This is a genomic window from Niallia sp. FSL R7-0271, assembly GCF_038005785.1.
Lineage (GTDB): Bacteria > Bacillota > Bacilli > Bacillales > Cytobacillaceae > Niallia.
Genome location: NZ_JBBOTZ010000001.1, coordinates 1,835,950 through 1,861,124, shown reverse-complemented (window position 1 = coordinate 1,861,124; position 25,175 = coordinate 1,835,950). Strand labels below are relative to the sequence as shown.

The 25,175-nt window shown below is 39.4% G+C and carries 24 protein-coding genes and 1 pseudogene; 7 read left to right on the top strand and 18 right to left on the bottom strand.

Going from position 1 to position 25,175, the window contains the following annotated elements:
- The 9 genes from uraH to MKX82_RS09535 all read right to left on the bottom strand — a co-directional run bounded on the left by uraH (window position 1) and on the right by MKX82_RS09535 (window position 8,648).
- Window positions 1–345, bottom strand: coding sequence for a hydroxyisourate hydrolase (gene uraH, locus MKX82_RS09575; RefSeq protein ID WP_233313937.1), 345 nt, complete (start codon window positions 343–345; stop codon window positions 1–3).
- A gap of 22 nt (window positions 346–367) precedes the next feature.
- Window positions 368–880, bottom strand: a complete 513-nt coding sequence (gene uraD, locus MKX82_RS09570) for a 2-oxo-4-hydroxy-4-carboxy-5-ureidoimidazoline decarboxylase (RefSeq protein ID WP_233313938.1) — start codon at window positions 878–880, stop codon at window positions 368–370.
- Window positions 881–908: 28 nt separating this feature from the next.
- Entirely contained in the window at window positions 909–1,391 is a 483-nt protein-coding gene (locus MKX82_RS09565) for a (2Fe-2S)-binding protein (RefSeq protein ID WP_341076712.1), read from the bottom strand.
- Window positions 1,388–3,694: a xanthine dehydrogenase subunit D gene (pucD, locus tag MKX82_RS09560; protein WP_341076710.1), complete on the bottom strand. Its 2,307-nt coding sequence runs from the start codon at window positions 3,692–3,694 to the stop codon at window positions 1,388–1,390. Before pucD ends, MKX82_RS09565 begins: the two co-directional genes overlap by 4 nt.
- Complete coding sequence (locus MKX82_RS09555; RefSeq protein ID WP_341076708.1) at window positions 3,685–4,569, bottom strand: FAD binding domain-containing protein; 885 nt, start codon at window positions 4,567–4,569, stop codon at window positions 3,685–3,687. The genes pucD and MKX82_RS09555 overlap by 10 nt, the downstream gene beginning before the upstream one ends.
- Entirely contained in the window at window positions 4,544–5,185 is a 642-nt protein-coding gene (locus MKX82_RS09550; protein WP_251646217.1) for an NTP transferase domain-containing protein, read from the bottom strand. Before MKX82_RS09550 ends, MKX82_RS09555 begins: the two co-directional genes overlap by 26 nt.
- Window positions 5,182–6,207: an XdhC family protein gene (locus MKX82_RS09545; RefSeq protein WP_233313943.1), complete on the bottom strand. Its 1,026-nt coding sequence runs from the start codon at window positions 6,205–6,207 to the stop codon at window positions 5,182–5,184. The genes MKX82_RS09550 and MKX82_RS09545 overlap by 4 nt, the downstream gene beginning before the upstream one ends.
- Window positions 6,208–6,429: 222 nt before the next feature.
- Window positions 6,430–8,046, bottom strand: coding sequence for an aminotransferase class V-fold PLP-dependent enzyme (locus MKX82_RS09540; RefSeq protein ID WP_341076701.1), 1,617 nt, complete (start codon window positions 8,044–8,046; stop codon window positions 6,430–6,432).
- A gap of 32 nt (window positions 8,047–8,078) precedes the next feature.
- Window positions 8,079–8,648 (bottom strand): glycerol-3-phosphate acyltransferase, encoded by a 570-nt coding sequence (locus MKX82_RS09535; protein ID WP_341076698.1) that lies wholly within the window; start codon window positions 8,646–8,648, stop codon window positions 8,079–8,081.
- A 290-nt stretch (window positions 8,649–8,938) separates the two neighbouring features.
- Here MKX82_RS09535 and MKX82_RS09530 point away from each other — a divergent pair, with 290 nt between their 5' ends.
- Window positions 8,939–9,175 carry a helix-turn-helix transcriptional regulator gene (locus MKX82_RS09530; RefSeq protein ID WP_233313946.1) on the top strand — a complete coding sequence of 79 codons (237 nt, stop codon included), beginning with the start codon at window positions 8,939–8,941 and terminating at the stop codon, window positions 9,173–9,175.
- A gap of 262 nt (window positions 9,176–9,437) precedes the next feature.
- Here MKX82_RS09530 and MKX82_RS09525 read toward each other — a convergent pair whose 3' ends face one another.
- Window positions 9,438–11,492: a methyl-accepting chemotaxis protein gene (locus MKX82_RS09525; RefSeq protein ID WP_341076695.1), complete on the bottom strand. Its 2,055-nt coding sequence runs from the start codon at window positions 11,490–11,492 to the stop codon at window positions 9,438–9,440.
- Between the two features lie 152 nt (window positions 11,493–11,644).
- On the opposite strand from MKX82_RS09525, the gene MKX82_RS09520 reads away from it, so the two are divergent.
- On the top strand, window positions 11,645–12,376 hold the full coding sequence (locus MKX82_RS09520) for a hypothetical protein (protein ID WP_233313948.1): 732 nt from the start codon (window positions 11,645–11,647) through the stop codon (window positions 12,374–12,376).
- Between the two features lie 50 nt (window positions 12,377–12,426).
- Here MKX82_RS09520 and MKX82_RS09515 read toward each other — a convergent pair whose 3' ends face one another.
- Window positions 12,427–13,149, bottom strand: a complete 723-nt coding sequence (locus MKX82_RS09515; RefSeq protein ID WP_233313949.1) for a LysM peptidoglycan-binding and 3D domain-containing protein — start codon at window positions 13,147–13,149, stop codon at window positions 12,427–12,429.
- A gap of 204 nt (window positions 13,150–13,353) precedes the next feature.
- Window positions 13,354–15,495 carry a PAS domain S-box protein gene (locus tag MKX82_RS09510; protein ID WP_341076691.1) on the bottom strand — a complete coding sequence of 714 codons (2,142 nt, stop codon included), beginning with the start codon at window positions 15,493–15,495 and terminating at the stop codon, window positions 13,354–13,356.
- A 256-nt stretch (window positions 15,496–15,751) separates the two neighbouring features.
- On the opposite strand from MKX82_RS09510, the gene pepF reads away from it, so the two are divergent.
- The 3 genes from pepF to MKX82_RS09495 all read left to right on the top strand — a co-directional run bounded on the left by pepF (window position 15,752) and on the right by MKX82_RS09495 (window position 18,091).
- On the top strand, window positions 15,752–17,566 hold the full coding sequence (gene pepF, locus MKX82_RS09505; RefSeq protein ID WP_341076689.1) for an oligoendopeptidase F: 1,815 nt from the start codon (window positions 15,752–15,754) through the stop codon (window positions 17,564–17,566).
- A 98-nt stretch (window positions 17,567–17,664) separates the two neighbouring features.
- Entirely contained in the window at window positions 17,665–17,814 is a 150-nt protein-coding gene (locus MKX82_RS09500; RefSeq protein WP_233314797.1) for a hypothetical protein, read from the top strand.
- 19 nt (window positions 17,815–17,833) lie between these two features.
- Window positions 17,834–18,091 carry a transcriptional regulator SplA domain-containing protein gene (locus tag MKX82_RS09495; RefSeq protein WP_233313952.1) on the top strand — a complete coding sequence of 86 codons (258 nt, stop codon included), beginning with the start codon at window positions 17,834–17,836 and terminating at the stop codon, window positions 18,089–18,091.
- Between the two features lie 34 nt (window positions 18,092–18,125).
- Here MKX82_RS09495 and MKX82_RS09490 read toward each other — a convergent pair whose 3' ends face one another.
- Window positions 18,126–18,311: a cold-inducible protein YdjO-related protein gene (locus MKX82_RS09490; RefSeq protein ID WP_233313953.1), complete on the bottom strand. Its 186-nt coding sequence runs from the start codon at window positions 18,309–18,311 to the stop codon at window positions 18,126–18,128.
- Between the two features lie 191 nt (window positions 18,312–18,502).
- Between MKX82_RS09490 and MKX82_RS09485 the strand changes: the two genes are divergently transcribed.
- Window positions 18,503–19,672 carry an alanyl-tRNA editing protein gene (locus MKX82_RS09485; protein WP_341076685.1) on the top strand — a complete coding sequence of 390 codons (1,170 nt, stop codon included), beginning with the start codon at window positions 18,503–18,505 and terminating at the stop codon, window positions 19,670–19,672.
- 30 nt (window positions 19,673–19,702) lie between these two features.
- Here the strand turns inward: MKX82_RS09485 and recQ are convergent, their stop codons facing one another.
- Window positions 19,703–21,850 carry a DNA helicase RecQ gene (recQ, locus tag MKX82_RS09480; protein WP_341076682.1) on the bottom strand — a complete coding sequence of 716 codons (2,148 nt, stop codon included), beginning with the start codon at window positions 21,848–21,850 and terminating at the stop codon, window positions 19,703–19,705.
- Between the two features lie 258 nt (window positions 21,851–22,108).
- Here recQ and MKX82_RS09475 point away from each other — a divergent pair, with 258 nt between their 5' ends.
- A complete protein-coding gene (locus tag MKX82_RS09475) occupies window positions 22,109–22,954 on the top strand; it encodes a hypothetical protein (RefSeq protein ID WP_341076678.1) in 846 nt (281 codons plus the stop codon).
- A gap of 51 nt (window positions 22,955–23,005) precedes the next feature.
- Here MKX82_RS09475 and MKX82_RS30410 read toward each other — a convergent pair.
- The 4 genes and pseudogenes from MKX82_RS30410 to MKX82_RS09455 form a co-directional block, all read right to left on the bottom strand.
- Window positions 23,006–23,089: pseudogene (locus MKX82_RS30410) on the bottom strand (YjcZ family sporulation protein); the annotation flags it as partial.
- Window positions 23,090–23,189: 100 nt separating this feature from the next.
- Window positions 23,190–23,297, bottom strand: a complete 108-nt coding sequence (locus MKX82_RS09465) for a YjcZ family sporulation protein (RefSeq protein WP_233313958.1) — start codon at window positions 23,295–23,297, stop codon at window positions 23,190–23,192.
- A gap of 157 nt (window positions 23,298–23,454) precedes the next feature.
- Window positions 23,455–23,727: a hypothetical protein gene (locus MKX82_RS09460; RefSeq protein WP_233313959.1), complete on the bottom strand. Its 273-nt coding sequence runs from the start codon at window positions 23,725–23,727 to the stop codon at window positions 23,455–23,457.
- Window positions 23,728–23,896: 169 nt separating this feature from the next.
- Window positions 23,897–25,081, bottom strand: a complete 1,185-nt coding sequence (locus MKX82_RS09455; RefSeq protein WP_341076674.1) for an MFS transporter — start codon at window positions 25,079–25,081, stop codon at window positions 23,897–23,899.
- Between the last annotated feature and the right edge of the window lie 94 nt (window positions 25,082–25,175).

Genomic DNA, 25,175 nt, shown 5'->3' with positions numbered 1-25,175 from the left:
TTAACTGCCTCGGTATGTCTGATAACCCCATGCCGATAAAAGAAGTGGCACATGGTAATGGGACTCTCCTTCAGCCACTAAAAACCGTATCGGTATTCTTCGAAAAAACACGTTTTGCATCTCTCCGTTTTTAAAGTAATCCTCTACATAAAAAACTAGTTCATATTCTCCATGCACAAGCTCCGTCAAAAGCGGCGTTTCGACTCTGCCATCATCGTTTGTATAACCGCTGGATATGAGCTCAGATTGATTCGCTCCGCTGTATTTCCACAGTTCTACAAGGATATTACTTGCTGGCACTCCCTTTACCAGGTCCAATACATGTGTCGTTATTCCTGTCTTCATTTCACAATCTCCTTTCTATCAATTAAGCTTCGAGCACTTTTTGGACGACTCCTTCCAGTCTAAAAAAAGTGATAGTGAATATTTCAGATAATGCTGTTTCGAACTCTTCCTCCATTGTATGATGGATACGCCCTTTCATCGCCTCGTAAATAGAATCCTTCGTATGTCCTTTCACTGCCAGAATGAATGGGAAATGAAATTTAGTGCGATATTCGTTATTTAATTGGAGAAAGCTTTCATATTCCACTTTCGATAACGTATCTAGTCCTGCCCCCTTTTGTTCATTCACCGAGGACTGTGTCATCTTTATTTTTCCTCCTAAATCAGGATGGGCCCGAATTAAATCTAGCTGCTCTTCTCTTGCCGCTTCTCTAACGACTTTGACCATTTCGTGGTGCAATGTTTGCAGGGACTCAAAAGTTGACTGTCTTTCCCAAGTTCTGTCTGCGACCCACGGACTGTGTTCAAAAACCCAGCCTATTTTTTCAATAAACTCATTTTTTGACATCGCATTTATTGCTGCTATTGTATACATTTAAATCGACCCTTCCTTACTATGCTAGTTACTCTGCTTTATTTGCCAAGATGTCCACCGCCCGTAATATCCCTTCGTATCCTGTGCATCTGCACAAGTTCCCTGAAAGTCCTTGCAGAACTTCTTCTTTCGTCGGCTGGCTTTCACGTTCCAATAAGCCCTTTAGTGCCATAATCATCCCTGGTGTGCAATATCCGCATTGCAAGGCGCCTCCTTGCAAAAAGGCTTCCTGGATCGGATGTAATGCATCTGCACTAACACTCTCAATTGTCTGCACCACTGCATCTTCCAGCTGGTAAGCCATGACTAAACAGGAATTGACAAGCTTTCCGTTCAAGATAACGGAACATGCTCCGCATCTGCCGACTTCACAAGATATTTTTGTGCCTGTCAGGTTTAATTCCTCGCGAAGGATATCTACTAATCTATAAGTGGCAGGGACAGATAAATCTACTGAGCTGCCATTCACATTAAAGCGGATTGTCTTTCCAGCTTGCAGCTGCTCCTTCATCCTTTGTCCCCTCCTAACCATCCGTTTTGATCATTTTTGCTGATTTTTGTAAAGGCAAACTCCATAATCTCTTCTGGACAGATAGGCAGCTTGTTAACCCAGTGGCCTGTAGCATCATGAATGGCAGCAACAATAGCAGGAGCTACTGCTACTGTCCCAATTTCCCCAACGCCGCGCGGTCCATACTCGTCGCCGTCCTCTAACTCTTCGATAGCTGACACATTCGTGGATTTGGGGATATCCAGAATGGTTGGAATTAAGTAAGAATCAAAGTTTTCCGTCATATACCTGCCATTATCCATAACGGCATCTTCCATCAATGTAAAGCCGAGTGCCATACTCCCGCCACCTTCAATCTGCCCTAAGTAGCCCATCGGGTTGACGACAGGTCCGGCAGCAATGGCATGATCGAGTTTACTGACATAGACTCTTCCTGTCAGTGCATCTATTTCTACTTCTGCAGCTGCTCCAGCAAAGGAATATAAAAAATGTCCGCCATCGATGCTTTCTGGAGTTGTCGGAAAGTGATAGCTTGCCGTAACAACTGGGAGCTCGGAAATTTTGTCTGCTACTTCTTTATAAGTCATAACGAGGGCTGAGTTACCATTTTCTTGATATTCCCAGATCCCTCCATGTCCCGTCTTTAAGACTTCAAGGGGCACTCCTGACTGTTGGGAAACAAAAGAATTAACCTTATCACACCACGAACCTTTCATTTTGTTGATACCGGTCCAAACCATATTTGTAGCCCTAGAGGCAGTCGAAGAACCGGAGTGAGGTACTTTTGCAGTATCGCCGATTGTTATTTCAACATCATCTGCAGAACAAGCAAAAGACTCTGTCATAATCATTTCAATCGTTGACAGCAGACCTTGACCACATTCTTCAAAACCAAACGAAATCTCTAATTTACCTTTTTCATTTAAGGACAATCTAGCTCCTGAAGGATCGGAGCGGCCATAACCAAGCCCTCCACCATGCATGGTTATGCTGTAGCCTTTCCCTTTTAAAATAAATGGCTGACTTTCATTGTTAGGAGGTTTGTCTTGAAGAATCGGTGATTTCAGTATTTCATCTAATACTTGCTCCGCTCCGGCGGTTGGAACGATTTGCTGATTCACTGGCCCAGGATCTGCTGTTTTCCGCAAATTCTTACGGCGCAGTGCTGTGCTGCTTATGTTTAACATCTCAGCCAGCTTTTCGATTTGGCTTTCTAGTGCAAAGGTGACTTGATTACCGCCAAAACCTCTAAATTCTCCAGCAACACCGTTATTTGTGTACACAGAATAGCCTTCTACCTCAACATGCTTTATCCTATAAGGTCCGGTACTATGCTCAACAGCAAAGTCAAGTACAGCAGGTCCCAATGTGGCATATGCACCAGTATCAGCCAATATCCTCACCTTATGTGCAAGCAGGTTGCCATCCTTATCTGCGCCAGTTTTCATGGTTATTTTCATCGGATGTCTTTTTAGGCCTGCTTTAACAGACGTTCTTCTCGATTGATGGATTTTAACTGGTTTTCCAGTTGCTCTTGCAAGCAAACAAATAAAGGGCTGGATATTTAATTCATCTTTTCCGCCAAAAGATCCGCCAATCGGACTTGAAATGACTCTTATATCGCTCTCTGGCATATTTAGTATTCTGGATAGCTGCAGCTGATCTTTAAAGCCATGCTGGGTTGGAGCATATATCGTTAAGCCATCTTCATGAGGAACAGCAACTCCACCTTCTGTTTCCATATATGCATGCATTTGCCTTGGTGTATAGTAGACCTCTTCCACGATACAAGCACAGTTTGCAAACGCTTCTTCTACATCAGCTCCTTGTTTGTAAAAGGCATTATGCAGAAGATTGCCATTTTCATGGAGCTTAGGCGTTTTTGCTAACAGGCTGACTTCCGGATCTGTAATGGGCTGCAAAGGAGTGTATTCGACCTTAATAAGCGCTGCCGCCTTTTCGGCAATTTCCTGTGTTTCTGCAGCAACTGCAGCAATGGCATCTCCCACATATCTGACTGTATCCTCACAAAAAACAGGCTGGTCTTGAATAACAATGCCAAAGCCATTTAAGCCAGGAATATCTTTTGATGTCAGAACCGCACTAACACCTGGAAGTTTTTCAGCCTCTGAAGTATCAATACTGTTTATTTTTGCAAAGGCATATTCACTGCGGAGCACAGTTCCATAAAGCATGTTCGGGAAGGACATATCCGAAAGATACTTCAATTCACCCGTTACTTTTTGAATCCCATCTCTTCTTGCCTTCCACCTGTTTTGAGAGCCTGCTCTAGTCAATCGCATCCTTCATCCTCCTTTACATACTCCGAATTTAGCAGGTTATAAAGATTGGCAACAATAATATTGGCAGCCGCTTTTCTTCTGTAGCTGTCTGTAACAAAAGGGTCAGAATAAGAATGGAAGCCATGTTCAATCATAGAGCGTAACACTTGCCACTCCATCGTTTTTAAGCTTTTCTGCAGTACATAGCTTTCCGCGTCTGACAGTCTTTGCGGCTGGTGAGCACCGCCGCCGATGGCCATTTTTGCATCTGTAATGACGCCATTTTCCATCTCTATCCTGCCTGCTGAAGAAATAATGGCAGCAGTGAAGCTTTCTCTGCGTCCTATCTTCTGAAAGAAGGATATGCTCCGGCTTTCGGTGGATAGCGGGATATTTACCGAAACCAGCAAATCAGGCTCTGTTAGCGGACCAGCTTTAATCCATTGTGATAATGGAACAACATACGTTGAAACGCCATTAAAAAAATGCAGCTGTGCATCTAAAACAAGTAAAGCAGGGATAGAATCTCCTACTCTGCTGCAAATATTTCCGCCTAATGTACCCCTGTTCCGAACAGCAGGTGCAGCAATTTTTGTACAGGCCTCCGCTAAAATTTTCGCTCTTTTCTGAATATTTGAGTCAAGGATACAATCAGACAATAAAGCTGATGCACCGATTCGCAAAAAGTTTGCTTCTTCTTCTATACCTTGTAAGCTTTCTAACCGGTGGGAGCTGATCAAATGATGTGGTTTTGGCTGACCAGCTTCCCAGTTCAATTGTAAAAGAGTGCCTCCGGCAATAAACATAGAACCTTCCTGTCTTAATGAAAAAACCTCTCCTAAGCCCGCAGGTGCATCAACAGCTGTATCATCATTTTGTAGTGAATTTTTCATCATCTGCCCCCCTATCTTCTAAAACACGGCAATAATTTCGATAGTCAGCCATTGTATCGATATCTGCGAAAAAGTCATCATCAATAAATTCAAGCAACTTCCCTTTTAAACTTGAGTCTTTTAGAATAGTTCTTGCTCCTGTGTCTCCAGTCAATTCATAAATTCGATCAAACAATAAAGAGGATAACACTACAGGCGGTTTAATGACTCCGTTATTTAAGCAAGCAATATATTTTTCGTCTTTCTCCAATGACTGGCACAGCAAGGTTTGCAGCATAGATTTAGGGATGAAAGGCTGATCTGCCAAGCAAATCAGCACTTTGTCTGCCTTATGCTCTTCTGCTTTTTTTACGCCTGCAATTAAGGAGCAGGATTGCCCTAAATGGGCTTTTTCAGAGACAACTAATTCCCCTCTTCCAGCTGATAGCTGTTGCTGCACATCTGCAGAAATCCAATCTAAGTTATCTTGTGGATGCACGACAACATACACATAGGTTTTTGGATTATGAAGGATTGTTTTTAACGCCCTCATTCCCAGCGCTTCTCCTCCAAAGTGAAGTGCCATTTTTTTGCAGCCCATCCTTTTGCTTTGCCCAGCAGCGAGGTAAATTACCTTCAACTTTTCACCACTTTCGAGCTTTCCGTATTGCTGTTTTTGACTGCAATTAATTGTGCTGCAATGCTGATTGCTATTTGTTCAGGACCGTCTGCATTTATGCTCAGCCCCACAGGAGAATAAAACCAGTCTGGTTTGCCTTTATTGCCCAACAGCCGATCTGCTCGTTTTTTCGAGCCGAGCATACCGACAAAAGCATACTCTCCACCAAGTAAATAGTTCATCAGCTCTTTATCCTTCGTAAAGTTATGTGTCATGATAACAATAAAATCGCTGCTTCTAACATGAACTTCCTCCAGCACAGACAAAGGATTGCCATTAACGAGCAGGTCAGCATGGGGGAAATGCTCTTTTGTGCAATAGCTTTGGCGCCAATCAGCAACAATTACTTGGAAACCTGCCTGTTTGGCTATTTCACAAACTGGCCGTGCATCAGCTCCTGCACCATATATAATCAATCTTGGCTGTGGTAAGAAGGTTTGGCGAAAATAATATCTGCCTGTCTTTTCGTCAGCATACAGCTTATTCACTGGAACAGAGTGCACAAAATGAGTGTCAAAATTGCCAGCATTCTCTCCTGTTTCACTGATAAACACACTTGAAATGACGTTTAAATCATCATCAAGCACCTTAATATGCTCTACTGTATCGCCATTTTCGAGCCATTGCCTCACCAAGGTGAGATTATTCTTAAGCTCACTGCTCACATATTCCATCAATACAGTTATGCTGCCGTCGCAGCCTGCGCCCTGTCCCCAAGATAAATCATCCTCTGAACGCAAATCATATATAAGGGAAAAGGATGATCTTCTATCATGCTCCTCGATTTCCATTCTTGCTAAAATATCTTGCTCGACGCAGCCGCCGCTCAACAAACCCATTTCCCAGTTATCCTCTGAAAAGAACATCATCGTTCCTTCTCTGCGGTATGCAGAACCTGTTACATCAATGATTGTCGTTAAAAAACCGCCAGAGCAACTAGCTGCAACAGCGTGTATAACAGCATACTCATCTGAAGACATCATGTTAACCTCCTAAATGGGTGGCTATTCTGGGATAGAAACAACTTTAACTATTTAAAGAAAGAGGGCTTATAACCGCCCTCATGTTAATAAATATAACATCATTTGTTATTAAAAAATATTATCTTTCTCCATAAAAAATGTCATTGTTGAATTTATATAATAAAAATATTTAGAATTAGCTAAATTGCACAACTATTTAACCTGCTAATATATTGTAAAAAATCAGTTTGCCAGCGCTTCTCTGTTGTCGTCTAGTAATTGTTGCAGATAAGAACAAATGCTAAAAAATATTTGCAGCATTGCCTCGGTATTTTCAATTGACACATTTGCTAACATTGATATTTGAATCCAGTTTCTCTCTTGCAAGTAGCTGCTTTGATAATGGAGATGAAAACCTTGCTTTTTCATCCAATCACCAATCATAACAGAGGAAAGAGCGGGATCAAGACATACTGTCAGGATTGGGGAACAGTGCAAATTTGCTGCCGGCAACACATAAAACTTAGCATCTGTCAGTCTTTTATATGTGTATGCAAACCAGTCGGCAACATCGCTAAACTTTTTTGTGAAATCTTTTGTGAGCGCTTGCTCTAATGCAGCAAGCAATGGGGAAGAATGGGTATATGGGACACTGTTATGGGAATGGTACAGTCCTAAATCTAAATACGGTGGAAGCTGTTCATTCGGCTTAACAGCATGATTATGAAATACGAGAGCTAATCCTGAGACTGATTCAATTCCTTTCCCACTCACAGCTGTTGCTAAATATACATTTTTAAGGCTGACTGGCAGTGCTCCTATCGTGCTGATACAGTCTACTGCCTGTTTAATCGGCTTGTCACCTATTAACTTGGTTATATGTTCAATCGGAATGACAGTGCCCGTAGAGGTTTCACAATGAACATACCATATCCATTCCACTCCTCCATTGAGTGCTGTTCTCAATTCCTCCTCTGAGAACGGCTCGCCCCACTCTTTCTTTAAAACTTGGCAATGAAGCTGGAATCTTGCTGCCCTTTGCGCCAAACGCTCTCCAAATTCTCCGTTGCTTAAGATTAGCCCTTTACCGTTTAATAGAGACAGCTGGGCGGCGACAGCGTCGTTTGCGAGCGTTCCTGTTCCGAGCATTACTTGAACATATTTAGCTTTCGTAAGATCTGTCAGCCTTGTCTGCACTCGTTCCATCATCTCCATAAATAAGTTGTCACGATGGGAGAAACCTTGGCGACAAAACGCATCAAGGACATTGTCTGTTACTAAAACAGGGCCTGGCAAAAAAGAAACCGTTGCCGGCAAGACTTTTTCTGAAAGCAAAATTCTTTCCTTTAACAGATACATAGGCTGATAGATTGCTCCATGACTGCCAACTTGATGGGCAAACGGAATAAACCCGATATGCTTATACAGTTTTTCCTCACGGAGAATGCCGCTAATAACAGCTCCATCGTAGCCTTTCTCGATAAAGACATGGTGAAGCAGGCGCAATAAGCCAACGAAAACCTTTGTTTTCCGGTACTCCTTCCTAATAGAGAGCAGCCTGATTTCGCAAAGCTTATTTACATTCACTATGTCAGACAAGTAAACACCAATATCTCCCAGCTTTTTATCTAAGGAAAAAGGCCGCTTATCTGCCAGAGAAATCATGCCAATTACTTGATGATCCTTTAAGGCAATGATATATGTATTTTGGTCATGAAAAGAATCAATTAGCACTCCTTGCTCATTTCTGTCATGCTGGGGAATTTCCTCAGCAAAGGTTTCATGATTTAACCGAAAAATCTGTTCGAATTCCTGTGGATGTGAAGCAATTTTGAATAAATAGGAAGTTTTTTTCGCCATTAAAATACACCTCTCCAAGAAATATAAGCTTATTATTTAGTTTTTCTAACTAGAAACTCCCTCCAGCTGACACGATGGGCGAGTATAATCACAGCTACCAGCAGCAGAGCAAGGCAGCCTGACCAAACGTCCTTTTCCATTAAGAAAAAAGCGAAGGCACAAACAGTTAAACTCAGCAAACCTGGTACAGTAAAACCTCGGTATAGAAGATAAAAAACAAAGAAGCTGACAATGATGATCGGGACAAACAGCCAATGAATCGCGATTAGTCCGCCGATTAATGTGGAGATTCCTTTTCCGCCTTTAAACCGAAAAACAAGCGGCTTAATATGCCCGATACAAACAAACAGCAAGCCGGCAAGCAACACTGCAGTCGAGTAACCAAGTAATTTTCCTGTTATAATAACAGCCGCACCTTTTAAGGCATCTCCTAAAAACGTAAGTACAAATGCTTTTTTACCATACAGCCTGCCAGCATTCCTTGCCCCAGCATTTTGGCTGCCTTCTGAACGTATATCTGTCCCTGACAGAATTCTCCCAATGATGACACCAAATAAAAGATTTCCGAGTAGATAAGCGGAAATGAAATACAAAACTAGCAAATTTACACCCTCTGTCTGTTTTTACTATTTAACTGTAATTTTCAACCAAGTAAATTATACATGATTAGAATAAATTTACACAATTATTATTAATTTTTCTTTAAGATAAGACCAAAATGAAGATATTTTATTTACAGATGCGAAATACCTGTTGAATAATTTCTTTAGTTTTTTTATTATGAATGTAGCAATCTATCCGATATATAGATAGTTGAGAAGAAATGTTTAGAATCTGGGGTGATTTATGTCCAGGTTCAGATGTATTTGCTTGTAAAACCGAGGTGAACGAAATGAACAAAGAAATTATTAAATTTATTCGAAAAAACTATGAGATGACACAGAGAGACTTTGCTAAGGTTGTCAATTGCAGCTTTGCGTTAATTGCACTTGTGGAAGTAGGTAAAAGAAATGTCAGCAAGGAGCTTGAGAACAAGGTGAAGACGGCATTTAACATAGATGATCAAGACATACAGTCCATCACTACTATTATCTCTGAATTTAGTAAAGGCATCCCTCCATTCATGTAAAACGAGCAAAACAAGAGGGGCAAATAATTTGCTCTTCTTATCAACTTTGCTCTCCCCTTCTTTTTTCCTTCTATTGCTAATTAAAAATGCCTTCTCCATTCTTTTATTAATTTCCAGTTAACAAAATGCTTATTTATTATTTACATAAGTTTTTTTAGTGAAAATAAATCTTATATCTCCCTCTTTTCTCTCATTTTCTTACGAAAAATCTGATTATTTCCTAAACAAAGCCCTCGAGTACGCTCGAGGGCTTTGTTGTTATTTACAGCTTAAATCTGCTAATTAATGTCATTAATTCTTCCGCCATTTTACTTAAAGAGAGTGCAGATGCAGAAATTTCCTGCATGGATGCAATTTGTTCTTCTGTAGCTGCCGAAACATTCTGTGTTCCTTGATCTGTTTGCTCTGCCATTTGTTTGACAAGATTGATTGCTAGAACCATTTGTTCCATGCCATTGTTCAATTCTTTAACAGAATGAGAAACATGCGTAATTTGACCACTGACTTCATCTACCGCAGATTTTATTTCACCAAATATTTCTCCTGTTTGATGGACTACTTTAATACCGCCATCCACCTCTGCAGTCGCATTATTCATCGATTCAACTGCTTTTATTGTTTCTGTTTGGATTCTGCCGATAAGATTACTTATCTTGCCTGCTGATTCAGAGGATTGCTCTGCCAATTGGCGGACTTCTTCTGCCACAACCGCAAAGCCTTTACCCTGTTCTCCAGCTCTTGCTGCTTCAATCGCTGCATTTAAGGCAAGAAGATTCGTTTGGTCAGCAATGCCAGTAATAACTTTCGATATCTCTCCAATTTCACTTGAATAGCTGCCAAGCTCTTTAATAACCTTTGATGTCTCTCTAACACTAGTGTTAATCGTATCCATCTGGGCTTCAACAGTATCAATTGCTTTGTTTCCGTCTGCTGCCTTTGCAGATGCATCCACAGACCGTTTTGCAACTCCATCAGAGCTGACTGAAATTTTCTGTACATAATTAAGCATATTAGCTACAGACTGATCTGTTTTTGTCAATTCAACAACTTGGTTATCCATTGCTGCACTCACTTCATGGACAGTTGTTGAAATATGCTCTGATGCGGCATTCATTTCTTCTGTGCCTGCTGTCAGCTCTTCAGCTGAGGCTGCGACTTGTTCTGAGCTGATTCTCACCTTTTGGATAACCTCCCTAAGGTTGTCGGTCATTACACGAAAGGAAGCGGCAAGTTCGCCAATTTCGTCCTTAGAGTTCGTAATCACATCATCACTTTGCAGGTCGCCTTCTGCTATTTTTTGAGCATGCAATCTAATATGATCCAATGGCTGTAAGCTTTTTCTAATAATATAAACCAATGCGGCAATCAAGCCAATTGACAGGATTAGTGACAAAATAAGGGAAGTCATATTCGTTTTTGTCAAGCTGTCTTGAACATCCGTCAAAGCCGCACTTGCGATATTTGCATTCTCAAAATAAGAGGCTGTATCCACTTGCGCCATTAGCACATATCTCGCTTCATCATTAACGATAACTGGATAATATGTTTCAGCTTTTCCATCTTTTATGGATAAGGCCGGTTTTTTTGAATCTATAACTGATTGAATTGTTTCATCCTTAATCGTTGAACCCTTTTCAAACACTTGCTCTTGTCCTTCTCTCAAGGTTTCCGTCAAAACAATACCACTGCTGCTAATTAAGTACAGTGACTGAACACCGTTTCCATCTTGAATAAATTTAGAAAGAGACTCTTCAAAAACTTCGGCATTTTGACCGACCTCTACTATCCCCTTTCCATCTAGTCTTGGAATAGAGGTAAATTTAAAGATCTCACCACTTTCTTTTTTTATTGTCAGCGGACCTTCCATGATTTTAAGTTCACCTGACAGAAGTCCCTTAACGGTTGGATCAATGGCAAGCAAATCAAAGCCAATGGATGCTTTATCTGTTGAATAAGTAAAAACCCCTTTTTCATTCGTAATTAAGAAATCATTCATCCCTGTTTGTTCTGCTATCTCCCTTAAATCTTGATTAGAGATATTTTTTTGCGCATCTATTTGTTGAAGCGTATAAGCAGCATTTGCCATTGCTTGGTCTAACTGCTCCTCTAAAACTACTACATGCTGTGAAATTTGCGTTGATAATTCTGTTAGCTTTTCTTCCACATCTTTTGTTGAGTTGGCATCCAATTCTTCCATTACTGCCTTTGTATCCTTTTTCATGCGGTTTGTTTCCACAAATTGCACAAGACTTGATGCTGCTATGAGCACAATAATGATTAAGCTCGTAATGCCAATCATTTTGTTTTTTAATGACATAAGTAACCTCCAAAAATATTAATACATATTTTTATCGGACAATCTCGAGAAATGTTAAATTTTATCTCGGATAGAGTGCTGTTTAGCAATAGCAACCTTTTTGCAAAGAAGCACATAAGCTGTAAGGAATAGATAAAAAAGGAGGAAGTAAATTGCCTGAATATGATAATCGAAATACATCTGTGTATTTGCCAGAGACAAATATAACCGCAGATACGTGCCAATCGGTATATCATCATAACTATCTGCAATCTGTTTTAGCAAACCAGCAGATAAAAAACGAGCAGCTTGCATTGCAATTAGAGGAGCTTTTACTTCAAGGAAATAGAAACAGCAATGCGCAAGGAGAAAAAATACAGCATTTGGAGGAATTACTTTTTGTGCAGGAAGCTTTGTCTAAAGATATTCTTGAAGAAGCAAAACGAAACCAAGATGACATAAAAACGATTCTCCAGACCACCCAGCAAACAGAAAGATTGGCTGCAGACACCGAACAAAAGCTCATTGAAGAGCAGCTCGTTCATACAGCCATACTCGATCAGTTCACCATCCAAGAAACTGCGCTTCATACACTTACTAAAACATTAGAAACATTTAAGCAGAGCTCTGACTCCTTAACAGCAAAAATAAGTGCGAATGAAGAAACGCAGCAAAAAATCGAAGAAAAATTAGACCTTCAAGAGGTTTTCCAGCAAACAATCCTAGAGAAAATGGAAGATACAGATGCGAAAGTCGGTAAACTAACAAGACAAATGGATCAGCTTAAAGGCATCGTTTTTGAAAGAATTCAATTTCTAGCAACTAAGCTAGAGGACAATATGAAATCACTTGTTATGCCTGTACACCAATTTTTTGTGAAGGCGAATGATAAGGAAAATAAATAAGAAAGCAAAAAAAAAGGATAGCAAAATGCTATCCTTCATCTCTGACATGATTAATCAATGATTTTAACCTCGACTTGCTGTCTTCCCCATTTCAGTGCTTGCTTCTCTGAAGACATAAACAAGTCTATTTTATTCCCTTTAATAGCTCCGCCTGTATCTCCAGCAATAGCCTTACCGTAACCTTCCACATAAACGGTAGAGCCTAGCGGAATAACTTTCGGATCAACTGCGATGACCTTTTGATTTGGATTTTCATTCAAATCAATCCCTGTCGCAGTAACACCAGAGCAGCCTTTACAATCTGCTGTGTAGGCAGTTGCAGAAACAGTCAATGTCTCGGCATTTCCTGAATCATCCTTATTAACTGTTTTTGCAGCTGACTCTTTTGTTTTTTCCTTCTTACCGGAATCTTTTTTGTCGATTCCGTTATCGACGATTATTTTTTCACCAGCATAGATTTTTTCTGAAGATAGATCATTCCACTCCATTAAATCCTCTACTGAATTGTCATTTTCCCTTGCGATGCTCCAAAGAGTGTCGCCAGATTTGACTTTATATTTTTTCTCCACTTGGAGATCTAATGTATCGTTAACTTTAATTATGTCAGAATCAAGGTCATTCCAATCTTTAATGTCACCTGTGGAAACATTATAGTCTTGGGAAATGCTCCAAAGTGTGTCTCCTTTTTTTACAGTGACTTCTGCCGCCTTCGCTTCTGTCCCTATGGAAGTGGCAATTGTTGCGCATGCAATAAATGATAATAGTTTTTTCATTTATCTTTACCTCCTAACTAGCTTAAACAAGCTAACGGGTATTATCTTAACATGAAAAGCGCAAATAAAAAGAACAAGGAGATAGCAATTCCGTTACTAATATGACAAACCTTTAACAGTTAAAAGTCTAATTGTCAGAATAGTACGTATTGTTATATCCTTGCTCTTAGTATTTTAGGACTATATTGGAAATAACTAAGTCTTTTAACCTATATCATTTCCTGCTTTCGGAAAAGTTATATGGAAAGATGTTCCTTTGTTTTTTTCACTTTCTATATATACTTTCCCTTTAAAGTTCTCAATAATCTTAAAACTCACCAATAATCCTAACCCTGTTCCTTCTTTTTTTGTAGTGAAAAACGGCTCTCCCAGTTTTTGAAGCTGGTCCTTGTCCATCCCAATCCCCGTATCTTGAAGCAGCACATCAATACTCTTGGCAGTAGTTTTCACTGCTATTTTTAAGCTGCCTCCACTCGGCATTGCTTCTACTGCATTTTTAATAAAATTAAGAAAGACTTGCTTTAGCTTGTTTTCATCACATTCTAGACGAGCCTCACTGTCATCAAAAGTAAAGTCTACTTGCACTTTGCTCTTTCTTAACTGGTAGTCTAATATGGAAAGAACATTTGCGATGATTGGTATGATTTCCTTCTTCTCCAGGCTGGCAGAAGTCGGCTTGGACAAGAGCATAAACTCTTCGACAATGGAATTAACCCGTTCAATCTCTTCTAATACAATGGAAAACAATTCCTGCCTGTCTGTTTCTGTTTCATCCATACTCAAGAATTCTGTATATCCTTTTATAGAGGTGAGCGGATTGCGAATTTCATGGGCTATACCTGCAGCAAGCTGACCAACTGCCGCTAGTTTGTCCTGTCTGTGCAGTATTTCTTCTGTTCGTTTTCTTTCCGTTATATCATTTCTAATGGCTAAATATTTATATGGTTTGTTCTGACTGTCCAAGAAAGGAATAATAGTGGTATCTACCCAATAGTACGATCCGTTCTTCGCTTTGTTGCGAATCTCTCCCTTCCACACCTCTCCGTTGGCAATAGAATGCCATAAGTCTTGAAAAAAGGCGGCCGAATGATAGCCGGAATTAACGATTCGATGTGTCTGACCGATCAACTCTTCTTCCGAATAACCTGAAATCCGGCAAAACTTATCATTTACATTGGTGATGACTCCTTGCTTATCTGTAAACGCAATAATGCTTGACTGGTCGAGGGCAAACTTTATATCGCTCACCTCTTGCACCATTTCCTGCATCTTTATTTGGTCTTGCTTCTGATCTGTAATGTCTCTTCTTATGGAAACATACTGATATGGTTCTCCTTTTTTGTTAACGAAAGGAACAATAACCGTATCCACCCAGTAGAAGCTACCATCCTTTGCTTTATTGCGGATTTCACCTTTCCATATATTCCCTGAACTGATAGTCTTCCACAATTGTTTAAAAAACTCTGGCGAATGATAGCCGGAATTAATTATGCGGTGATTTTGGCCAATTAATTCAGAACGGCTGTATTTCGATATTTCCACAAATTTATCATTCACATATGTAATCATCCCATTTTTGTCTGTAAAGGCGACAATCGAGGACTCATCCAGCGCATACTGCATATCGCGAACATTTATATCATTGACAGCAAGCTTCTCCCTTATCAATGTACTAGTCCCAATAAGGCCGCCCAAGATTAATATAGTAATAAATAAAACGACATAAACAATAAAGCTGTCATCATAGTGGCTCGGTTCATATTCAATCGGTGTCATGCTGTGCAAAAGAATGAAATGACTTAAAAAACATACACCTGTAATGATGAAGCTGCATAACGGTCTAACGATGCCTTTAGCTATTCTTGTCTTTTTAGCAGGATAAAAAGACAGCTTCACGGAAAAGGAAAAACCGCTGAACAGCAACAGAAAGCTGAAAAATAGAGCAGGCATATTCTCAGCTTGCACCGAATTACCGATTGAATAAAGCCCTAATATGAATACTGCCAGCATGGAAAAACTGAAAAACAAGCTGCTTACATATATCCGATGCTTATTATTCTCCTTATCCAGCATAGAATAAAACGCCATTCCGGCAAAGCAAATTCCGATCAGCATGGATAAGGTGGCAATGGGAATATCGTAGCTCGAAGTTGCGTATATATTATCGGCCATTAATGCAACAAAACTCATTACCCAAAACCCAAAGCCAAGAGAGAAGGTGCTAGCTAAAAATAAAAAGCGGCTGTTCTTTTCAGAGGCTTTAACAAGCTGAAATAAATCAAAAGAAGTGTAGCTGGCCATATAAATTAAAATAATACTGATAATGACTAGAATGGAGTTATACAAAATAGATCCTCCCATACCATTTTAAAAAACAAAAATGAAAATTTTATGACAAAATAACAACACTTATGATTGTAATGGAAATGTAATATAGATGAAAGTATTTTTCTTATTTATGTCATGGAAATGATTCTTTCTCATTAATAAGCTATCCTCTATTAGTCATATATTTTTGAAGCAAAAATATACTTACTATTCAAAATAATATGATATAATCATTTCGTATCACTAAATACCATTTATAAGGGGAGGAATCAGATTGCAAATAACTAAACAAACAAGGCCCTACCGCCATGAGGTGCCAGAAGAATTAAAATGGAAGGTGGAAGACCTGTTTGCAGATAGCAATGCGTGGAAAGCTGCATTAGTACAAGCAGAAAACAGCTTGGCGGCTTTTGATCAATATAAAGGAAAACTTGCTACAAGCAGTTCTGTATTATTGGAATGCTTGCAAGCACAGGAAGCGTTGCTTGAGAGTATCGTACTTATCAGTACATATGCCTCCTTAAAGCAGTCTGAAGATGGCACTAATCCTGAAAACCAAGCAAACTCTTCCCTGTTTGCAGCTTTTAATGCTAAGGCAGCCGGCACCATGTCCTTTATTCAATCAGAAATTTTAGAAATGCCAGAGGAGCTGATTGCTCAGTTCTTGAAAGAAGAACAGAAGCTTGCCGTTTACAGCCGCAACATTCAGAAAATCTTAGCTGCAAAAAAATATGCATTATCGAGTGAAACAGAAAAAGTACTGGCATCATTAGGCCAAATTCATGCTTCTCCTTATTTAGTGTACCAAAGCAGCAAACTGGCTGATATGAGCTTTGCTTCCATTGAAGATAATAACGGAGCAGAACTTCCTGTATCTTTTGCATTATTTGAAGATGTTTATGAGTTTTCACCAGATCCGGAAATAAGAAGAAATGCTTATAAATCGTTTACAGACACTTTAGCAAGTTACAACAATACAATTGCTGCAGCTTACAGCACCGAAGTAAAAAAACAAGTAACTTTAGCTAATATTCGCGGATATGCTTCTGTTACAGACATGCTGTTAGAGTCACAAGAAGTAACTACCGAAATGTATCATAACCAGCTAAGCGTTATTTTCAATGAACTAGCCCCACATATGAGAAAGTTTGCAAGCTTGAAAAAAGAACAGTTAGGTTTAGAAAAGATGCTTTTCTGTGATTTAAAGGCACCGCTTGATCATGAATTCAATCCTGAAACAACATTTGAAGAAGCAAGCGATATTATTTTAGAGGCATTAAAGGTGATGGGACCTGAATACTCTGAAATCATGAAAAAAGCTTTAACAGAAAGATGGGTTGATATAGCTGATAATGTTGGAAAATCAACTGGTGCTTTCTGTTCTAGTCCGTATGGCTCTCATCCATTTATCTTAATTACTTGGGGTAATACGATGCGAAGCGCCTTTATGTTAGCACATGAGCTAGGACATGCCGGTCACTTCTATTTGGCAAATAAAAATCAACGTATTGTCAATACAAGACCGTCAACCTATTTTATTGAGGCACCTTCTACAATGAATGAAATGCTGCTTGCTGACTATTTGCTGGCCAAACCAAATGACAACCGAATGAGACGCTGGACTATCCTTCAGCTCCTTGGCACTTACTATCATAATTTTGTTACACATTTGCTTGAAGGAGAATTTCAACGCCGTGTTTATAAGCTGGCTGAAGAAGGAACACCTTTAACAGCCAGGGTTTTTAATGAAGTAAAAGGAAACGTATTGAAGGAATTTTGGGGAGATTCTGTCGAGATTACAGAACAGGATTATCTGACATGGATGCGTCAGCCTCATTACTATATGGGATTATATCCTTACACCTATTCAGCAGGGTTAACAGCTTCGACAGCCGTTGCGGCTAGTATTCGTGAAAATGGTCAAGAAACAGTCGATAAATGGCTTGATGTCCTTCGCGCTGGCGGAACAAAAACTCCGCTTGAGTTATTGAAGGACGCAGGAGTGGATATGTCTAATCCAAATGCAATAAAACAGGCCGTCGCATATGTCGGCACACTTGTCGATGAATTAACAGACAGCTTTGCTTAAATAAAGAAGGTATCTATCCTTTGATAGATGCCTTTTTTGCTTTATTTTCCATCATATTTTTTTGCGCACAAGCAAACACTGTTTTTAAAGGAGAGAGTATGATGAAGAACTCAAAAGACACTAAAATGAACAACAAGCAGCGTTCAGCAGATGACCGAGGAGACTCTATCGACCAGCTTCAAAAATTAGAAGCTGCCAACAGCATGATAGCGGAAAAGGAAATTGGTCAACAGAACGAAAATTTATAATAGAAAGGAGAACAACCCAATGGACACACTTGATCCAAAAGATCTGCAATTAGGTGATGAAGTATATGTCATTTACCATAATCCCCATACACCATCTGTATCTAATGTAAAACCGGCAGAAATCGTTCAGCATCCAAAAGATCCAAATGCATTAGCACTTTTTTTGAACGACACATTCCATACAATTGAAGATGATGATGCCCTCTTTCACTCGGAATCAGATGCTGAAAATGCCTATAACCAAATGTATCAAGATGAAATAGACAATTATTTTTAATAAAACAAGACCCCGAATATGGGGTCTTGTTTTATTAGTTATTTATTTGTGGCAATTCTCTCATTTCCATCGTTGTCTCATTTCCACATAACGGACATTTCAAATCATCAGTTGCAAAATCCTTCCTCATCCAACCGTTGCAGGAATTGCAAGCATACACTTCCAAATTCAATAAAACTTCCTCAGGCTTATCATCCATTCCTTTTCTGTTAAAAAACATGCTGTTAGCCCCCTTTTTTGTTTATTATGAACATAAAGACTCGTTTTTATAGGTATTTTGACGATTTTTTAGAATTTTCTTTCCGTCACATAAACGAAATGCTTATTCTAAAGTTCACTGAATCGCGATAAGGGTTGAAATTATGCTATGATGATTGTCTAACAAATACGTATCCTTAGGAGAAATCAAACATGACAAACCAATTGTATTACTCGTCCCCCTACATGTCTTCTTGGACAACAAATATCGTAAAAACACTTCATAAAGATGGTAAAGAATATGTTGAATTAGCAGAAACAGCTTTTTATCCTGAAGGAGGCGGACAGCCAAGCGATACAGGTACCATCAACGGCATTACTGTATTGGATGTTCAAAAGGAAGATGACGGCACCATTTTACACTTAGTCGAGCAAGAGATAACCGGGCAAACTGCAGAGTGCATAGTTGACTGGGAGAAACGATATGACCATATGCAGCAGCATACTGGCCAGCATTTGCTGTCAGCTGTATTGCATGAGTGGAAAGATATTGCAACAGTAAGCTTCCACCTTGGAACAGATTACACAACAATAGATATAGACATAGAAGAGCTTACAGCATCAGATTTACTGGAAATTGAAGCATTATGCAGTAAATACATATTTGCAAATAAAGAAATAAAAACATATTTTGTAACAGAAACAGAGGCTGCAGCATTACCTTTGCGGAAGCTTCCAAGTGTTACAGGCAAGCTTAGAATAGTGGAAATTGACCAAATTGATTATTCAGCATGTGCAGGCACACATGTTGCCAGGACTGGTGAATTAGGTTTTATTAAACTGCTTAAAACAGAAAAGCATCGCAATCAAACCAGGCTGTTCTTCTTATGCGGTCACAGGGCAATGAAGGATTACCAAGTTTCCCAAACAATCTTAACGGCGCTCAGCGACAAATTCCGAACTAATAAGGAAATGCTGGCAGACAGAATTGACAAGCTGGAGAAGGAAAAGAAAATATTAAATAGTGAGCTGGAAGCAGCCAAATTAGAAAATGCCGCTTTTTTAGCTGAAAAGCTGACAAGCAATACGGACAGCACTGTCATTTCTGCTTCATTTGCACATAAACAACTAAAGGACTTACAGCTTCTTGCTAAGACCATTATTAAAGAAAAGGATTATATAGCAATCCTGGCTTCTGAATCAGATAAGAAATTATTAATTCAGCATAATGGCAGTCAGTCTATTTCTTGTGGAGCACTGCTGAAGGAAGTGCTTGCCGAAATAAACGGCAAAGGCGGCGGCAATAACACTCAAGCCCAAGCAACCTTTGACAGTGAACAAGACTTGAAAAAAGCAATGGACAGCTTAATCAGCTCAATATAACAAAGGAGAAGCCTAACAGCTTCTCCTTTGTTATATTGTCTGCTTTCTTACATACAGGGCAAGAGCAATCTTTATTTGAAAATAGCTGATATGGGGGTCCAGTTCTTCTTTAATTGGCTTTAGCTTCTCTCCCCCTACCTTTTCGATCATTGCCTCAATTTGTTGCTGCTCTTCCTGTGATAAAAATTGGCTCCAATCAATGGAGTGCCCCTCTTCCTCACATTTAAGCAAATGGTTTTCGATAGTTATAGTTGTCATGTCTCTTTTCTCTGCGATTTCTTTAAGATTTAAGCCAGTATTCAACATTTCGAGTGTAATTAAGTGAGAGTTTTCTGTTTTGCCTTTTTTCTTTGGCAATGAACTAGATTCTGTTCCTCCTACCTCTTGCCCTTTTTCCCAGTCCTGCGGATTTTCTTGTTTATAAGAAATCAGTGTCTCCAGGATAATGCCGCCGTATTTGTTGAGCTTATGCTCTCCTATCCCTTTTATCGCCGACAGCTCATTTACGTTTTCCGGTTTATGACTGGAAATTAATTTGAGCGTTTGATCGGAGAAGATAACAAACGGAGGGACACCTTCACTATCAGCCAGACTTTTTCGCATTGCTCTTAAACGCTGGAACAATCCGTTATCTTCTGTAAGTGCCTTCGTTTGCACCTGCTCTTTTCTCAGCACCTGTTTGCGCTGAAGCAACACTTCTTTTCCTGTTGCTGTGACCTTCAAAACAGGCAGGGAACCGCTGCTGACAGCTATATAATTTTCTGAGATTAGAAATTCAATGAAGTCACTTACAGCCTTCGCTGACTGCTCCTTCATAATTCCGTATGTTTTTACCTTATCTAATGAAAAATCAATTATTTTCTTATTTTTAGAGCCAGTCAACACTTGGGCAACCATTGTTTTTCCGAACCGCTCTCCCATGCGCATCATGCAGGAAAGCACCTTTTGTGCTTCAACCGTTACATCTACAACATGCCTTTCATCCTTACAATTTCCGCAGCGTTCACAAGTTTCCGTTGTTTCCTCCCCGAAGTAATGAAGGATGTATTTCTGAAGGCAATCCTCTGTATGACAATAATTAATCATTGCTTGCAGCTTTGATAAATCCTGTGCTTGTTTATCAGGATCATGTGTAGTCTGATCAATCAAAAACCGTTGAATCCGAATATCTTGTGCAGAATATAAGAGGATGCACTCACTCGGCAGGCCATCTCTCCCAGCACGGCCGGCTTCCTGATAATAACCTTCCATGTTTTTCGGGAGCTGGTAATGAATCACAAATCTTATATTGCTTTTATCAATACCCATCCCAAAGGCAGTTGTTGCCACCATAAGCTGACAATCATCGGTGATAAATTTCTGCTGCTCCTCTTCTCTTGCCTTGTCTGTCATGCCGCCGTGATATTTTGCCAATGAATAGCCTTTGTTTGTTAATCGTTCATATAGCCGTTCCACATCTTGTCTTGTGGCAGCATAGATAATTCCTGATTCTTCTTTGTTTTTGTTAAGAAATCTCTCAATATACCGATGCCTGTCCTCTCCTTTGACGACAGAGAAGGACAGATTACTTCTTTCAAACCCGGTAATAACCGTGTTATCTACAGAAATATCCAATTGAGCGCAAATATCCTCCTTAACTACTGGGGTTGCTGTAGCCGTAAGGGCAGCAACAATCGGCTTTTTCTCCAGCCGTCTAATTAATTGGCCTAATCTCGAATAACTCGGACGGAAATCATGTCCCCATTGGGAAATACAATGAGCCTCGTCGATTGCGATAAACGGAATTTCCAAGTCATTAAGCATGTCAATAAAGAACTCTCCATCAAGTCTTTCAGGGGCAACATATAAAATCTTGTATTTGCCAGATTTTAAGTCTTCCATTCTTTTAGAAGCTTCATAAGAGTCAAGCGTGCTGTTTAGAAAAGTTGCCGGTATGCCCGCTTCTGTCAAAGCATCGACCTGATCCTTCATTAAGGAAATCAGCGGTGAGACAACAAGCGTTACACCAGGAAAAATCATCGCCGGAACTTGATAACAAATTGATTTTCCTCCTCCTGTTGGCATAATGCACGCAACGTTTTCGCCTTGGAGGATTTGGCGGATTACCTCCTCCTGACCATTTCTGAAAGTATCATAGCCAAAATATTCTTTTAAAATAGATAAAGCTTTGTCAAACATTTATATTAATCCTCCTAATAAACCGAAACTTAGTCCTTTCCATTGTAACATTTTTTTTGCATGTAAAAAGTCGACAATTTTATAGGACTTCAAGCCTTCAGAGATTCTTTTTTTGCACTAACCAAAACTTATGAAGGAATTACCTATTCTTTTAGAGAACTTTCTATTATCAACATATTAGGGTGAGTACGATGGAGTAGTCTATTAATGTAAACTAGAAGGTTTAGATTTTAGCCTATTATGGAAAGGCTTGATGATATGCGAACAAAACTTGTTATAGTAGAAGGCTTGCCTGGAAGCGGCAAAACGACAACCGCTTGTGCATTACACGAAATAGTAAGAAATAACAACATAAATAGCGAGCTATATCTTGAGGGTAACCTTGACCATCCAGCTGATTATGACGGTGTCGCCAGCTTTTCTCTTTCTGAATGGGAACAGCTTTTGAACACCAATCAACAATGGGATGCATTAGTTTCGTATGGTCAGCAAAAAGGAGACAATATCCTTTTGCCTTACAGAAAAATAATCAATCAAGACAGCATGTTTTTTTCTAAAGAACAGCTGAACGATATTTATAAGCATGACATTTATGAATTGCCATTTGAACAGCATGCTATGCTAGCTGCTGAAAAATGGGCTGAATTTACAGAAAAAGCGCTGCAAGATGATAAGCTTTATATATTCGAATGCTGCTTCCTCCAAAATCCATTAACAATCGGCATGATAAAATGGGGAATCCCGCAGGAAATCGTGGTAGAGCATGTACTTTCTTTAGAAAAAATAATTCGCAAGCTCAACCCAGTGTTACTTTATGTAGACCAAGATAATCTTCCAAAGTCATTCCGTAAAGCATACAACGAAAGACCAGAGGAATGGAGAAACGGATTTATTGAGTATTATACAAAGCAAGGCTACGGAAAAAAACATCATCATACTGGTCTAAATGGTACAGTGGAAGTTCTAAAAAGAAGGAAAGAACTAGAATTGGAGATTTATGAACAGCTGACAATCAAGAAGTACATGCTAAACAATTCTCTATATGATAAATCATCAGCACGTGCCCAAATTACCGACACATTAGCTTCATTTTATCTAATCTAAAACAATAACAAAAAGGCATAAGCGATATCGCTTATGCCTTTGATGCTGTTTTTACAGCCAAGCTGCTCCAACAATGATCAATAGAATGAATAGAACAACAATCAATACGAATCCGCCACTACCATATCCACCAGATACTGGAGCTGCATAGCTGTATCCTCCACAACCACAAGAACCGTAACCACCATAACCGTATGCCATTTATAAAACACTCCCTCTTTTTATATTAATTTAATTAATAACCATAACCAACGTAGCTAGATCCTACAATGATTAATAAAATGAATAGCACTACAAGCAGAGCAAAGCCTCCGCCGAATCCTGCTGTTTGTTCACCACCCATTTAATCCACCTCCCTCATGCACATAAGCATCATATGTACATACAGGTTGTCTCGAATGGGCACATTTTTATTTTTTTTTTTATTTTTGTCCATTTTTATTAATTATCATAAAAATAGGCAATCTTCCTTTGAAAAGGAAAATTGCCTATCGTCCGAACTAGAAAAAAGGAATGAATGCAAGTGCTGCAATCAAGCCAAAAGAAAAACCAACTGCTGCTGCACCCCAGCCCCAGCCGCCATAGCCACCATAGCCGCGGTAATAACCAAATCCAAATCCGCCATAACCTCTTCTGCCGCCGCCTAATGGCCTAATGTAAACTTTGTTAGGAGTAACTCGATCAATGATTCCTGTATGAACTGTGCCGTTATGTGTACGAATACGGACACATTTTCCAACACCTTTCGAACATTGATTATAATAATTGTTCATCGCGCTTTCCACCTCCACTTATTTCCTTATATCTTATGTCCAAGCTATAAAAAAGTATGGACAGCCTTCCTATGACATTAGCGGAAAATAAAAAGCTCCCTTAAAAACAGCAAAAAGTCAGCCCTGCTTATAAGTTAATTTATTTTTAGCAAGTGCTGACTTTATTGAGTTATGACGGACTTTCATTCCATTGTTCTTTTAAAACAGCCTCCTGTTTTTCCAGACGAAGCAAGAATATATTCAGCCCTAAACCAATCACTGTTAAGACACTGAAAAATAAATACACATGAAAGATGCTGTAATGATCAAAAATAATGCCGCCGATAAAAGTATTGAACCAGTTGCCAAGCCCATTGCCAATCGCCGAATAGAAGGTGATTGATGTTGCAATTAAATGGACTGGCGCTATTCTTCTAATATATTGTAGACCTGCCGGAATGAACAGCCCCACACCAAATCCTTGCAGAAAAGCAGTGGCATAAACGAGTGTTAAATTCGGTTCTGTAAAATAAAAAATCCATCTGATTAAGGAGAGTATTCCCGAAAATAATGTAATTTCTAACAGGCCGAATTTTTTTATCCATGCCCCTGCAATTCGCATAAAAGGGACTTCTGACAGGACCGCTATTAAAAAGGCTATCCCTATTCCGGTATATGTACCTCCGCTTCCTTCCACAAACAAACCAAAAAAAGTGTTGTTAGCCAGATTCGGACTAAAAATCATAAACGTGATGATTAAAAACAGCATGTACTTTTTATGGGCTAACAGCTTGCTTGCTCCTTTAAGGGGATTGCTGTTTGCAGCAGCTTTTTCACGGGGCATCTTAACTGTTGTAAGCGAGCAAATCAGCAATGCAGCGAAAAAGGAAATAAAAATAATGCTCGGGGAAACTTCTGAAATCCTGCCCATTACAAAGACAGCAATCCCAAAACCTAAAGCTCCGTACATCCGCACATTTCCGTAATCAAGATTATGTTCACTCGTGTATTTTATCGTGATGCTGTCAGAAATCGGGACGATTGCACTTTGGAATACGGCAATCAATGTCGCAATCACAAAAATCCAGATAAACTGGTCCATAAACAAATACCCTAGACCACATAATCCAGCAAAAAATGCGCATAATTTAAGGATAGATGTGGGCGCATTTGTCTTATCAGAAAGAATTCCCCAAAAGGGTTGAAAAAATATGGTGACAACAGGGCCAATCGACATGATAATGCCAATTTCAAAACCAGATAAACCAATCGAATTGTTTAAATAGACACTAAGCAGCGGAGCTATGCTGCCGCTGCCAAAAAAGGCAAAAAAATAAAAGCATTGCAGGATAAAAAGTTGTTTTTGTGTTTTCATTTAAGTCCGGTCTCCTTTGCTTTTACCATTATATATCAGCATCTGAATACATGAAATGAATTTACAGAAAAAAACCAATAAGGAGCTTATATTT

Bases quoted from the DNA above. Each gene is read 5' to 3' on its own strand.
- uraH (WP_233313937.1), bottom strand. From the start codon at position 345: ATGAAGACAGGAATAACGACACATGTATTGGACCTGGTAAAGGGAGTG.
- recQ (WP_341076682.1), bottom strand. From the start codon at position 21,850: ATGTTTGACAAAGCTTTATCTATTTTAAAAGAATATTTTGGCTATGAT.
- MKX82_RS09515 (WP_233313949.1), bottom strand. From the start codon at position 13,149: ATGAAAAAACTATTATCATTTATTGCATGCGCAACAATTGCCACTTCC.
- MKX82_RS09565 (WP_341076712.1), bottom strand. From the start codon at position 1,391: ATGAAGGAGCAGCTGCAAGCTGGAAAGACAATCCGCTTTAATGTGAAT.
- MKX82_RS09540 (WP_341076701.1), bottom strand. From the start codon at position 8,046: ATGGCGAAAAAAACTTCCTATTTATTCAAAATTGCTTCACATCCACAG.
- uraD (WP_233313938.1), bottom strand. From the start codon at position 880: ATGTATACAATAGCAGCAATAAATGCGATGTCAAAAAATGAGTTTATT.
- MKX82_RS09455 (WP_341076674.1), bottom strand. From the start codon at position 25,081: ATGAAAACACAAAAACAACTTTTTATCCTGCAATGCTTTTATTTTTTT.
- MKX82_RS09525 (WP_341076695.1), bottom strand. From the start codon at position 11,492: ATGTCATTAAAAAACAAAATGATTGGCATTACGAGCTTAATCATTATT.
- MKX82_RS09530 (WP_233313946.1), top strand. From the start codon at position 8,939: ATGAACAAAGAAATTATTAAATTTATTCGAAAAAACTATGAGATGACA.
- MKX82_RS09490 (WP_233313953.1), bottom strand. From the start codon at position 18,311: ATGTTTTTTAACAGAAAAGGAATGGATGATAAGCCTGAGGAAGTTTTA.
- MKX82_RS09545 (WP_233313943.1), bottom strand. From the start codon at position 6,207: ATGATGTCTTCAGATGAGTATGCTGTTATACACGCTGTTGCAGCTAGT.
- MKX82_RS09495 (WP_233313952.1), top strand. From the start codon at position 17,834: ATGGACACACTTGATCCAAAAGATCTGCAATTAGGTGATGAAGTATAT.
- MKX82_RS09555 (WP_341076708.1), bottom strand. From the start codon at position 4,569: ATGATGAAAAATTCACTACAAAATGATGATACAGCTGTTGATGCACCT.
- MKX82_RS09475 (WP_341076678.1), top strand. From the start codon at position 22,109: ATGCGAACAAAACTTGTTATAGTAGAAGGCTTGCCTGGAAGCGGCAAA.
- MKX82_RS09460 (WP_233313959.1), bottom strand. From the start codon at position 23,727: ATGAACAATTATTATAATCAATGTTCGAAAGGTGTTGGAAAATGTGTC.
- MKX82_RS09500 (WP_233314797.1), top strand. From the start codon at position 17,665: ATGATGAAGAACTCAAAAGACACTAAAATGAACAACAAGCAGCGTTCA.
- MKX82_RS09465 (WP_233313958.1), bottom strand. From the start codon at position 23,297: ATGGGTGGTGAACAAACAGCAGGATTCGGCGGAGGCTTTGCTCTGCTT.
- pucD (WP_341076710.1), bottom strand. From the start codon at position 3,694: ATGCGATTGACTAGAGCAGGCTCTCAAAACAGGTGGAAGGCAAGAAGA.
- MKX82_RS09485 (WP_341076685.1), top strand. From the start codon at position 18,503: ATGACAAACCAATTGTATTACTCGTCCCCCTACATGTCTTCTTGGACA.